A 12,048-nucleotide genomic window follows, 5' to 3' on the forward strand; every position below is an offset into this window, starting at 1 on the left:
CCTGGTTTGCAATCGAACATCGAGGATGTCGCGTCGCAATTCGAGCGATGCGGCATCGACTGCTCGTCCGACCGGGCGACGCGGCGCGGGCCGCGTCCTTCAAGCCGACAATGGCAACGGCGTCAGTGACGGCGCGTCCAGCCCCAGCGCCTCGCTCACGCGCAGCGCCGCGTAGGCATCGTTGGCGGCGTAGCAGACCTGGCCCTCGGACAGCTGCTTCGCCGCCCAGTTCGACGTCGTCTGCTTGCGCGACTTCACGAAGCGCCGGCCGAAGACCATCGCCACGGCGCCCTTGACGCCCACCGAGTTGCGGAACCCGCGCCGCTTGAAGACGGTGTCGAGATCGACCACCGCCTGCGGCTCGATGCCCAGCGTGTGGCGGATCTGCGTGCGGTCGCCGGCCAGGCCGAAGCCGACCTTGGTCAGCGCGCTGGAGGCCAGCAGGTGGGCGGCGGCGGCGCGGCAGTCGGGGTCGTGCAGCTGGAACACCCATGCCTTGTCGAGCGAGGCGAACTGCACCACGTGCGGGCCGGTGGAGACCTCGTGCTTCAGGAAGGTCGGCTTCGATTCGGTGTCGAAGCCGACCACCCGCAACGCGCCGACGGCGGCCAGCGCGCCGGCCGCCTGCTGCGCCGTCGAGACGACCTCGATGTCGCGCATGCCCAGGCCCTCGAAGACGTCGAGCAGCGCGATCTCCTCGCGCGTGGGGACCTGCGGCCGGTTGGACTGCTGCATCCGCGTCGGGGCCGCGGGGGCTTCGGGGGCGCCGTCGTCGCGCCCGCTCACGCCGCCGCTCCCAGTTGCCGCGCATGGTGCGCGAGGTGGTCGCCGACGACGCTCTGCACGAAGTAGTAGCCGTGGTCGTAGCCCGCGTGGCGGCGCAGGGTCAGCGGCTGGCCGATGGCGGCGCAGGCGGCTTCGAGCAGTTCCGGCCGCAGCTGGCCGGCGGCGAGGAATTTGTCGTCCAGTCCCTGGTCGACCAGGATGCCGCCGGGGTAGGGCGGCGTCGGCTGGTGCTCCATCAGCACGGTGGCGTCGTGCTCGACCCAGCGCGTGCGGTCGGCGCCGAGGTAGCCGGTGAAGGCCTTCTCGCCCCACGGGCAGCGCATCGGCGCGCAGATCGGCGCCAATGCCGAGAGCGACCTGAACACGCCCGGGTGCCGCAGCGCCAGCGTCAGGGCGCCGTGGCCGCCCATCGAGTGGCCGAAGACGCCCAGGCGCGACCTGTCGATCGGCAGGGCGGCGCCCAGCAGGGGCAGCAGCTCGTCGATCAGCCAGCTCTCCATGCGCCAGTTGGTGGCCCAGGGAGCCTCGGTGGCGTCGAGGTAGAAGCCGGCGCCGACGCCGAAGTCCCAGCTGTCGGCCTCGCCCGGCACGTTCGCGCCGCGCGGGCTGGTGTCGGGCGCGACCAGCGCCAGGCCCAGCTCGGCCGCCAGCCGCTGGGCGCCGGCCTTGGTCGGGAAGGTCTCCTCGTTGCAGGTCAGGCCGGCGAGATAGACGACGGCGGGCACCGGCCGGTCCGGCGCGGCCTGCGGCGGCAGGAAGACCGAGAAGCGCATCGGCCGCTGGGTCTCGCGCGAGTCGTGTTCGCAGAAGCGCTGCGTGCCGCCGAAGCAGCGGTGCTCGGAGAGGGTCTTGAGTGCGTCGGTCATGGGTTGGTCAGGGGGCGGTCGAGCGCGGTGCGGGCGCGATGACGTCGAGGACGGCGTCGGCGAAGGCCCGTGGCTGTTCCTGCGGCGGGTTGTGGCCGGCGCCGGGCACGACGCGGTGCTCGTGGCGGCCGGTGAAGTGATGCGCGTGGCTGGCGGTGCCGCCGACCGACATCACGCCGTCGTCGCCGCCGTCGAGCGTGATGGCGGGCACGGTGATGTCCGGCTGCTCGGCCAGACGCGCCTCGATGTCTTGTACCGCCGGATCGCCTGCCACCAGGCCGTGGCGATGGCGGTAGGAGTGGATCACCACGTCGACGAAGTCCGGGTTGACGAAGGCGGCGGCCGTGCGCGCGTAGGTGGCGTCGTCGAAGGCCCAGGTGGGCGACCACAGCGACCACAGCAGCCGGCAGAGTTCCTCGCGGTTCTGTTCCAGTCCGGCGCGCCCGCGTTCGGAATGGAAGTAGTACTGGTACCAGTGGCGATGCTCGTTCGCGGGCGGGGCCGGCCTGCCGGCGGCGGCGATGTGCTGGAGGTTGTAGCTGTTGCACGAGACCAGGCCGATGCAGCGCTCGGGCCACAGCGCCGCGACGATGCAGGCCGCGCGGCCGCCCCAGTCGAAGCCGGCCAGCACGGCGCGCTCGATGCCCAGCGCGTCGAGCAGCGCGAGCAGGTCGGCGCCGAGCGCGGCCTGCTCGCCCGAGCGCGGCGTCGCGTCGTCGACGAAGGAGGTCGGTCCGTAGCCGCGCAGGTAGGGCACGATCACGCGGCAGCCCTGCGCGGCCAGCAGCGGGGCGACCTCGGTGTAGGCGTGGACGTCGTAGGGGAAGCCGTGCATCAGCAGCACCGGCGTGCCGTCGGTCGGGCCGCTCTCGTGGAAGGCGACGTCCAGCACCCCGGCGCGCACGCGGCGCAGGTCGCCGAGCGAGGCTTCGGCATCAGTCATACAGCACCACGCCGCGAATCGACTCGCCGCGCTTCATCAGGTCGAAGCCCTTGTTGATGTCTTCCAGCGGCATGGTGTGGGTGATCAGGCTGTCGATGTCGATCTTGCCTTCCATGTACCAGTCGACGATCTTCGGCACGTCGGTGCGGCCGCGCGCGCCGCCGAAGGCCGAGCCCTCCCAGTGGCGCCCGGTGACGAGCTGGAACGGCCGCGTGCTGATCTCCGCGCCGGCCTCGGCCACGCCGATGATGATGCTGCGACCCCAGCCCTTGTGCGTGCATTCGAGCGCCTGGCGCATCACCTTCGTGTTGCCGATGCACTCGAAGCTGTAGTCGGCGCCGCCGTCGGTGAGCTGCACGATGGCGTCGACGATGTTGCCGCCGGCCGCCTCGATGTTCTTCGGATTGAGGAAGTGCGTCATGCCGAACTGGCGCGCCATCGCCTCGCGCTCGGGGTTGAGGTCGACGCCGATGATCTTGTCGGCGCCCACCATCTTCGCGCCCTGAATCACGTTCAGGCCGATGCCGCCGAGGCCGAACACGACGACATTGGCGCCGGCTTCGACCTTGGCCGTGAAGATCACCGCGCCGATGCCGGTGGTCACGCCGCAGCCGATGTAGCAGACCTTGTCGAAGGGCGCGTCCTCGCGGATCTTGGCCAGCGAGATCTCCGGCGCGACCGTGTAGTTGCTGAAGGTCGAGGTTCCCATGTAGTGGAAGATGGGCTTGCCGTCGAGGCTGAAGCGCGAGGTGGCGTCGGGCATCAGGCCCTTGCCCTGGGTGCCGCGGATGAGCTGGCACAGGTTTGTCTTGCGCGAGAGGCAGAACTTGCACTGGCGGCATTCCGGCGTGTAGAGCGGGATGACGTGGTCGCCCTTCTTCAGCGAGGTCACGCCGGGGCCGACGTCGACCACGATGCCCGCGCCTTCGTGGCCCAGGATGGCCGGGAAGATGCCCTCGGGATCGGCGCCCGAGAGCGTGTAGTAGTCGGTGTGGCAGATGCCGGTGGCCTTGATCTCGACGAGCACCTCGCCGAACTTCGGCCCCTCGAGGTCGACGGTTTCGATGGTGAGGGGCTGGCCGGACTGCCAGGCGACGGCGGCTTTGGTTTTCATGGAAGGGTCCTTGAGGAGAGGGGACGGCGCATGCCGTGGACGAGCGAGCTTAAAACGGTTCGACGACCGACATAATGACCGCCCCCATTCCCGTCCCAGGCCCCAGGCCACCATTCGGAGACCGCCCATGAAGAAGATCCTCGTCCTCAACGGCCCCAACCTCAACCTGCTCGGCACGCGCGAGCCGGCGCAGTACGGTCACGAGACCCTGCCCGACGTCGTGCGCCTGTGCGAGGAAGCCGGCGCGAAGCTCGGCATCGAGATCGAATGCCGCCAGTCGAACCACGAAGGCGCGCTGATCGACTGGATCCACGAGTCCGGCCGCGAGGTCGCCGCCGGCCGGCTGCTGGGCGTGGTGTTCAACGCCGGCGCCTACACCCACACCTCGGTCGCGCTGCACGACGCCATCAAGGGCGCCAGCGTGCCGGTGATCGAGCTGCACATCTCCAACGTGCACGCGCGCGAGGCCTTCCGCCACCACTCGTACATCTCGCCGGTGGCGCGCGGGATCATCGTCGGCTTCGGCGTGAAAGGCTATGCGCTGGCCATCGAGGCGCTGGCGCGACTCGAGGAAAGATGACGGCGCGGGCCCGTCGCCATCGCCGGACGTACCTGCGTCCAGTGCCGGCGACGGCCTCTTCGTCGCCGACGACGACGGTCTGGCGCGCTGTCACTGGTGCCGGGCGACACCGGCCTACCGGCACTATCACGACCACGAGTGGGGCTTCCCGGTCACCGACGACCGGCGCCTGTTCGAGAAGCTCTGCCTCGAAGGCTTCCAGGCCGGCCTGAGCTGGCTCACCATCCTCAACAAGCGCGAGCATTTCCGCCGCGCCTTCGCCGGTTTCGACGCCGAGGCCGTTGCGCGCTTCGATGCCGCCGACGTCGCGCGGCTGCTCGCAAACGCGGGCATCGTGCGCCATCGCGGCAAGATCGAGTCGACGATCAACAACGCCCGCCGCGTGATCGAACTGCGCCGGGAGTTCGGCTCGCTCGCCGCCTACGCGTGGCGCTTCGAGCCCGAGGCGTCGGCGCGGCCGGCGCGCGTCACGGCGCAGGCGCTGGCGGCGTTCACCACCTCGGCGGCCTCGACCGCGTTGTCGAAGGACCTGAAGAAGCGCGGCTGGCGTTTAGTCGGGCCGACCACGATGTACGCCTTCATGCAGGCGATGGGACTGGTCAACGACCACGTCGAGGGCTGTGCGGCGCGCGATCGGGCGCTGCAGGCGCGCCGGGAACTGCGCGTGCCGGTGCCCACCTGAAGCGGTGGGCAGGCCACGCGCTCAGAAGTGGTGCTTGGGCCCCGGTGCGGTGTCGCGCAGGGTCACGCGGCCCAGCGCATCGACGTTCTCCAGCCGCACGTCGAAGCCCCACAGCCGCGCGACGTGCTTGAGCACCTCGTGCGTGCCCTCGTGCAGCGGCCGGCCGTTGCGCTGCACGTGGCGCAGCGTGAGCGCGCGGTCGCCGCGCAGGTTGACGTTCCAGACCTGGATGTCGGGCTCGCGGCTGCCGATGTCGTACTGGCGCGAGAGCGATTCGCGCAGGGTCTGGTAGCCGCCGTCGTCGTGGATGGCCGAGATCACCAGTTCGGGCTGGTCGGTGTGGTCGCGCACCGCGAAGAGGCGGAAATCGCGCATCGTCTTGGGACTGAGGAACTGGCCGACGAAGCTCTCGTCCTTGAAGTTGCGCATCGCGTGGTCGAGCGTCGTGAGCCAGTCGCTGCCGGCGTAGTCGGGGAACCAGCGGCGGTCCTCCTCGGTCGGCTTCTCGCAGATGCGGCGCAGGTCCGTGAACATCGCGAAACCCAGCGCGTACGGGTTGATGCCGCTGTAGGCGCGATGACCCACCGGCGGCTGGTAGACCACGCTGGTGTGCGAGGACAGCCACTCCATCATGAAGCCGTCGGCCAGCAGGCCGCGGTCGTACATGGTGTTGAGCAGGGTGTAGTGCCAGAAGGTGGCCCAGCCCTCGTTCATGACCTGCGTCTGGCGCTGCGGATAGAAGTACTGCGCGACCTTGCGCACGATGCGCACGATCTCGCGCTGCCAGGGTTCGAGCAGGGCGGCGTTCTTCTCGATGAAGTACAGCAGGTTCTCCTGCGGCTCGGCCGGGAAGCGGTGCTGCGTGTCCACGCCCGCGGCCGCCTCGACGCGTCGCGGCAGGGTGCGCCAGAGGTCGTTGACCTGCTGCTGCAGGTGGTGCTCGCGCTCGGCGCGCTGGCTCACTTCCTGCGCCAGCGAACGCTTCTGCGGCCGGCGGTAGCGGTCGACGCCGTAGTTCATCAGCGCGTGGCAGGAGTCGAGCAGTTCCTCCACCGCGTCCAGCCCGTGGCGTTCCTCGCATTCGTGCACGTAGTTGCGGGCGTAGACCAGGTAGTCGACGATCGACGAGGCGTCCGTCCACATGCGGAACAGGTAGTTGCCCTTGAAGAAGCTGTTGTGGCCGTAGGCCGCGTGGGCGATCACCAGGGCCTGCATCGCCAATGTGTTCTCCTCCATGAGGTAGGCGATGCAGGGGTCGGAGTTGATGACGATCTCGTAGGCCAGGCCCATGTGGCCGCGCTTGTAGTTCTTCTCCGTGGCGATGAACTGCTTGCCGTAGGACCAGTGGCGGTAGATGACCGGCATGCCCACGCTGGCGTAGGCGTCCATCATCTGCTCGGAGGTGATGACCTCCAGCTGGATCGGGTAGGTGTCGAGCCGGAAGGACTCGGCGGTGCGCCGGATCTCGCGGTGGTACGTCTCGATCAGGTCGAAGGTCCAGTCCGACGGGCTGGGCAGTTTCGCGGCGCGGGGCGGGGAGAGCAGGTCGGTCGTCATGCGTGCGTTCCTTCCTTCTTGAACAGATCGCGGAACACCGGGTAGATGTCCTGCGCGCTCGCGACCTTGCGCATCGCGAAGTTGGTCTTGATGGCGGCGAGCTGGGCGTACTCCTGCCACAGGTTCTGCTCGGCGTCGGCCACCTGCACGTAGGCGTAGTAGCGCACCAGCGGCAGGATCGACTCGTCGAGCAGCTTGCGGCAGCGGCCGCTGTCCTGGTGCCAGTTGTCGCCGTCGCTGGCCTGGGCGCCGTAGATGTTCCATTCGCCGCTGGGATAGCGCGCGCGCACGATCTCCTCCATCAGCACCAGCGCGCTGGAGACCACCGTGCCGCCGGTCTCGGTGGCGCGGAAGAACTCCTCCTCGCCGACCTCCTGCGCCTGCGTGTGGTGGCGGATGAAGACCAGCTCGATCTTCTCGTAATGCCGCGTGAGGAACAGGTAGAGCAGCATGAAGAAGCGCTTGGACATGTCCTTGCGCGACTCGTCCATCGAACCCGAGACGTCCATCAGGCAGAACATCACCGCCTTGGCGCTGGGCACCGGCACGCGCACGCGGTTGCGGAAGCGCAGGTCGATCGGGTCGATGTAGGGCACGTGCTTGGCGGTGCGACGCGCCTCGGCGATCTCGGCCTTCAGCACGTCGATGCGCTCGGACAGCGGAGGCGCGTCGGCATCGGGTTCGAGTTCCAGCCGCAGCAGCTCGGCCTCCATGCGGTGCAGCGCGATGCGCTCCGCGCCGCCGAGCGCGATGCGCCGCGCGAGCGCCCCGCGCATCGAGCGCACGACATGCAGGCTGCTCGGATTGCCGTCGCTCTTGAAGCCGGCCCGGTGGCTCTTCCATTCCGGCACCTCGGCCAGCTGCGTGCGGACGAGATGGGGCAGGGCGAGGTCCTCGAAGAAGACCTGCATGAATTCCTCCCGGGTGAGCGTGAAGACGAAATCGTCCTCGCCCTCGCCGCTGTCGCCGGCCTGGCCGCTGCCCTTGCCCTTGCCCGAACCGCCGCCGGGCGGCCGGGCGATCCGGTCGCCGGCCAAGTACTCCTGGTTGCCCGGATGCACGTATTCGCGGTTGCCGCCGGCCCCGTGGCCGAAGACCGGCTCGGAGACGTCGCGCTTGGGCAGCGTGATGTCCTCGGCACGTTCGAGGTCGCGGATGTTGCGCCCGCTGACGGCCTTCCTCACCGCGTCGCGGATCTGTCCTCGATAGCGACGCAGGAAGCGCTCGCGGTTGCCGATCGACTTGTTCTTGCCCGACAGGCGCCGATCGATGATCTGTTGAAGCATTGCCACGTTGCCGGACCTCCGCGCCGAAGCGCATCCACCTCACCCAGGAACCGGAAGACTCACGAACTCTTGCGCACCCTCAGATACCACTCGCACAGCAGACGCACCTGCTTGGGCGTGTAGCCCTTCTCCACCATGCGCGCGACGAAGTCCTGATGCTTCTTCTGCTCGTCGGCGCTGCTCTTGGTGTTGAAGCTGATGACGGGGAGCAACTCCTCGGTGTTGGAGAACATCTTCTTCTCGATCACCGTGCGCAGCTTCTCGTAGCTGGTCCAGGCCGGATTGCTGCCGGCATTGCCGGCCCGCGCGCGCAGCACGAAGTTGACGATCTCGTTGCGGAAGTCCTTCGGGTTCGAGATGCCCGCGGGCTTCTCGATCTTCTCCAGTTCCGCGTTGAGCGAGACGCGGTCGAACACCTCGCCGGTGTCGACGTCGCGGTATTCCTGGTCCTGGATCCAGTAGTCGGCGTAGGTCACGTAGCGGTCGAAGATGTTCTGGCCGTACTCGCTGTAGCTCTCCAGGTAGGCGGTCTGGATCTCCTTGCCGATGAACTCCGCATAGCGCGCGGCGAGCTGCTCCTTGATGTAGGCGAGGTACTTCTGCTCGGTCTCGGCCGGGAACTGCTCGCGCTCGATCTGCTGCTCCAGCACGTACATCAAGTGCACCGGATTGGCGGCGATCTCGGAACTGTCGAAGTTGAAGACGCGCGAGATGATCTTGAAGGCGAAGCGCGTGGACACGCCGCTCATGCCCTCGTCGACGCCCGCGTAGTCGCGGTACTCCTGCAGCGACTTGGCCTTGGGGTCGGTGTCCTTCAGGCTCTCGCCGTCGTAGATCTGCATCTTGCTGAAGATGCTGGAGTTCTCCGGTTCCTTCAGCCGCGTGAGCACCGAGAACTGGGCCATCATGCGCAGCGTGCCGGGCGCGCAGGGCGCCTGCGCCAGCGACGACGTGCGCACCAGCTTCTCGTAGATCTTGATCTCCTCGGACACGCGCAGGCTGTAGGGCACCTTGACGATGTAGATGCGATCGAGGAAGGCCTCGTTGTTCTTGTTGTTGCGGAACGCCTTCCACTCGCTCTCGTTGCTGTGGGCGAGCACGATGCCGTCGAAGGGGATGGCGCCGAAACCCTCGGTGCCCTTGAAGTTGCCTTCCTGCGTGGCCGTGAGCAGCGGATGCAGCACCTTGATCGGCGCCTTGAACATCTCCACGAACTCGAGCAGGCCCTGGTTGGCCAGGCACAGGCCGCCGGAATAGGAGTACGCGTCGGGGTCGTCCTGCGCGTAGGTCTCCAGCTTGCGGATGTCGATCTTGCCGACGAGGGAGGAGATGTCCTGGTTGTTCTCGTCGCCCGGCTCGGTCTTGGCCACGCCGATCTGGCGCAGCACCGACGGATAGCGCTTGACGACCTGGAACTTGCGGATGTCGCCGCCGTATTCCTCCAGCCGCTTCACCGCCCAGGGCGAGAGGATGCGCTGCAGGTAGCGGCGCGGGATGCCGTATTCCTTCTCCAGGATCTCGCCGTCCTCCACCGGGTCGAACAGGCCCAACGGCGACTCGTTCACCGGCGAGCCCTTGATGGCGTAGAACGGCACGTGTTCCATGAGCTGCTTCAGGCGCTCGGCGATGGAGCTCTTGCCGCCACCCACCGGGCCGAGCAGATAGAGGATCTGCTTCTTTTCCTCCAGCCCCTGCGCGGCATGCCGGAAGTACGACACCACCTGTTCGATGGCGTCCTCCATGCCGTAGAACTCCTTGAACGCCGGATAGAGCTTGATCACCTTGTTGGCGAAGATGCGCGAGAGGCGAGGGTCGTTGCGCGTGTCGACCAGCTGCGGATCGCCGATGGCCCGCAGCATGCGTTCGGCGGCGGTGGCGTAGGCGAGCGGGTCGCGCTTGCAGAGATCCAGATACTCCTGCAGCGAGAGAACCTCTTCTCGCGTGCGGTCGTAGCGGGCGGCAAAGTTGCTGATCACGTCCATGGAAATACCTCCATCGAGTCAATGAGGCGATAGCCCCGATCTGCAGCAGCCGCCGGGTCGTCGCACCTTGGATGAGGTGGTTCACGAGGGCTGCGTGCCTGTGCTGAGATTCAGCATAAAGCAAAGATCGCACCCGTGAAGGCGCAATGTCCTTTCAGAGCAACAGGGGTGAGGCAAAGTTCCTAATCGGTCGGCTTTGCCCATAGAACCTTAGGTTGCGTTCAAGGACATCGCGGGCGGTTCACGCCGCGCCCACCTGCACCTGCGTCACCGTCAGACCGGCGCGGCGCAGTGCCTCGGCCTCGGCCGGACCGAGTCCGGCATCGGTGACGACTTCGTGCAGCTCGGTCGCGGCGCAGACGCGCATGAAGGCGCGCGGGCGGAACTTCGAGGCGTCGGCCAGCAGGCGCCGGCTGCGCGCCGACTGGAGCAAGGCGCGCTTGACGGCGGCGACGTCGGCATCGGTTTCCGACAGCACGCCGTCGGTCACGGCGTGCGCGCCCAGCAGCAGCACGTCGACCTGCAGGGCGCGGGCGCTCTCGATCACGCCGTCGCCCGTGAGCGTGTGGCTGCCGGGGCGCAGGTGGCCGCCCAGCACGTGGACCTTCACGATCGGGCTGGTCCCCAGCACCTGGCCGATGGCGAGGTCGTTGGTCACCGCGACCAGCGGAATGCGTCGTTCCACCGCGGCGCGCGCGGCCTCGAGCACGGTGCTGCCGCTGTCGAAGATCACGCTCTGGCCGGGCTGCAGCGCTGCGGCGGCGGCGATGCCGATGGCGCGCTTCTCGCGCGGCGACAGTTCCGCCGCGGCCTGCGGATCGGGCTCGAAGGTGCTGTAGTGCTGCTGGCGCAGGATCGCGCCGCCGTGCGTGCGGTCGAGCACGCCCTCGGCTTCCAGGCCGTCCAGGTCGCGCCGCAGGGTGGAGAGCGAGGCGTCCAGCGCCTGCGCGAGCTGCTGCAGCGTGACGGCGCCGTGGCGCTGCAGGAAGGCCACGATCCGCTCGCGGCGCTGCACCGGCAGCATGCTCACGCTGGACAAGGAGACGGAAGCGCTCATGATCGATCGAGATAGGAAGTGGAAGATGTTGGTAGGTGTTTTCACCAACGAGAGTGGCTTCGGGTGGAATGCGTGTTGCTCGAAGCTGATCGATTGTGAAAAAATTTGGAACGTCGTGCAAGCCGGCATCCGCCGCCCTTCCACGAACAAGAAAAGGAGACCTCCCCATGCCCGAGATCCGTGCCTCGTTCCCGCCTTCCGTCCTCTCGACCCGCCGCCGCGCCTGCCTGGCGGCGGGTGCCGCCCTCGCGCTGGGCCTGTGTGCCGCGACCGGTGCCCGGGCGCAGACCGCCGCCTATCCCGATCACCCGGTCACGCTGGTCGTGCCGTATCCGGCCGGCGGCGCCAACGACGCCATCGGGCGACTGGTGGCGCAGAAGCTGGGCGAGGCCCTGAGCCAGAGCGTGGTGGTGGACAACCGGCCCGGCGCGGGCACCACCATCGGCGCCGGCATGGTCGCCAAGGCCGCCCCCAACGGCTACACGCTGCTGCTGGGCTCGTTGGCCAGCCATGCCGTCAGCCCGCAACTGCTGCCCGGCGTGACCTACGACGCATTGAAGGACTTCGCGCCGATCGGCCTGATCGGGCTGGCGCCGACCATCGCCACGGTGGCCACGGAGTCGCCCTACACGACGCTCGGCCAGCTCGTCGAGGCGGCGAAGCAGAAGCCGGGCGAGGTGATGTACGGATCGGCCGGCAACGGCTCGCCGCTGCATCTGGCGGGCGAACTGTTCTCGCAGGCCTCCGGCACGAAGATGACGCACGTGCCCTACAAGGGCGGCAACGCGCACACGATGGACCTGATGGGCGGGCGGCTGTCGGTGATCTTCGACACCACCACCAGCGCGATGCCGATGATCCGGGGCGGCAAGCTGCGCCCCATCGCGGTGGCCGCGCCGGCGCGCCTGGCCGAACTGCCCAACGTGCCGACCTTCGCCGAAGCCGGCTATCCGAACTTCGCGGTCAATGCCTGGTACGCGCTGTACGCGCCGGCCCGCACGCCGGCACCGGTGATCGAGCGGCTGAGCGCCGAACTCGGGAAGATCATGAAATCGCCCGACGTGATCGACAAGCTCAAGGGCTTCGCCGTCACGCCGGCCTACGGCACGCCGCAGGAACTGGCCGTCTTCACGCAGGCCGAACACGCCAAGTACGGCAAGGTCATCAAGAGCGCCGACATCCGCGCCGACTGACC

At 68.1% G+C, this 12,048-nt stretch carries 11 protein-coding genes; 3 read left to right on the forward strand and 8 right to left on the reverse strand.

Annotation, left to right across the window (positions count from 1 at the left end; all coding sequences use genetic code 11):
• Nucleotides 1-99: 99 nt before the first annotated feature.
• The 4 genes from ABID77_RS01465 to ABID77_RS01480 are packed head-to-tail and all read right to left on the reverse strand — an operon-like array spanning nt 100 to nt 3,709.
• A complete protein-coding gene (locus ABID77_RS01465; RefSeq protein WP_429589802.1) occupies nt 100-786 on the reverse strand; it encodes a 3'-5' exonuclease in 687 nt (228 codons plus the stop codon).
• The gene (gene fghA / locus ABID77_RS01470) at nt 783-1,652 is read right to left on the reverse strand and encodes an S-formylglutathione hydrolase (protein WP_429589804.1); all 870 of its coding nucleotides are present in this window, start codon (nt 1,650-1,652) and stop codon (nt 783-785) included. The genes ABID77_RS01465 and fghA overlap by 4 nt, the downstream gene beginning before the upstream one ends.
• A 7-nt stretch (nt 1,653-1,659) precedes the next feature.
• Nucleotides 1,660-2,595 (reverse strand): alpha/beta fold hydrolase, encoded by a 936-nt coding sequence (locus tag ABID77_RS01475; RefSeq protein ID WP_429589807.1) that lies wholly within the window; start codon nt 2,593-2,595, stop codon nt 1,660-1,662.
• Entirely contained in the window at nt 2,588-3,709 is a 1,122-nt protein-coding gene (locus tag ABID77_RS01480) for an S-(hydroxymethyl)glutathione dehydrogenase/class III alcohol dehydrogenase (RefSeq protein WP_429589810.1), read from the reverse strand. Before ABID77_RS01480 ends, ABID77_RS01475 begins: the two co-directional genes overlap by 8 nt.
• 127 nt (nt 3,710-3,836) lie before the next feature.
• On the opposite strand from ABID77_RS01480, the gene aroQ reads away from it, so the two are divergent.
• On the forward strand, nt 3,837-4,289 hold the full coding sequence (gene aroQ / locus ABID77_RS01485) for a type II 3-dehydroquinate dehydratase (RefSeq protein WP_429589813.1): 453 nt from the start codon (nt 3,837-3,839) through the stop codon (nt 4,287-4,289).
• Nucleotides 4,246-4,971: a DNA-3-methyladenine glycosylase I gene (locus tag ABID77_RS01490; RefSeq protein ID WP_429589816.1), complete on the forward strand. Its 726-nt coding sequence runs from the start codon at nt 4,246-4,248 to the stop codon at nt 4,969-4,971. The genes aroQ and ABID77_RS01490 overlap by 44 nt, the downstream gene beginning before the upstream one ends.
• A 21-nt stretch (nt 4,972-4,992) precedes the next feature.
• On the opposite strand, the gene ABID77_RS01495 is transcribed toward ABID77_RS01490, so the two are convergent.
• From ABID77_RS01495 to ABID77_RS01510, 4 genes are all read right to left on the reverse strand, one after another.
• Nucleotides 4,993-6,528 (reverse strand): SpoVR family protein, encoded by a 1,536-nt coding sequence (locus ABID77_RS01495; RefSeq protein ID WP_429589818.1) that lies wholly within the window; start codon nt 6,526-6,528, stop codon nt 4,993-4,995.
• A complete protein-coding gene (locus tag ABID77_RS01500) occupies nt 6,525-7,814 on the reverse strand; it encodes a YeaH/YhbH family protein (RefSeq protein ID WP_429593218.1) in 1,290 nt (429 codons plus the stop codon). The genes ABID77_RS01495 and ABID77_RS01500 overlap by 4 nt, the downstream gene beginning before the upstream one ends.
• Before the next feature lie 59 nt (nt 7,815-7,873).
• On the reverse strand, nt 7,874-9,796 hold the full coding sequence (locus ABID77_RS01505) for a PrkA family serine protein kinase (protein WP_429589821.1): 1,923 nt from the start codon (nt 9,794-9,796) through the stop codon (nt 7,874-7,876).
• A gap of 241 nt (nt 9,797-10,037) precedes the next feature.
• The gene (locus ABID77_RS01510; RefSeq protein WP_429589824.1) at nt 10,038-10,853 is read right to left on the reverse strand and encodes a DeoR/GlpR family DNA-binding transcription regulator; all 816 of its coding nucleotides are present in this window, start codon (nt 10,851-10,853) and stop codon (nt 10,038-10,040) included.
• A 167-nt stretch (nt 10,854-11,020) separates the two neighbouring features.
• On the opposite strand from ABID77_RS01510, the gene ABID77_RS01515 reads away from it, so the two are divergent.
• Entirely contained in the window at nt 11,021-12,046 is a 1,026-nt protein-coding gene (locus ABID77_RS01515; RefSeq protein WP_429589827.1) for a Bug family tripartite tricarboxylate transporter substrate binding protein, read from the forward strand.
• Nucleotides 12,047-12,048: the final 2 nt, after the last annotated feature.

Origin of the sequence: Variovorax sp. PvP013, from assembly GCF_050435945.1 — a bacterium.
In the GTDB taxonomy this organism is placed as follows: Bacteria; Pseudomonadota; Gammaproteobacteria; order Burkholderiales; family Burkholderiaceae_C; genus Variovorax.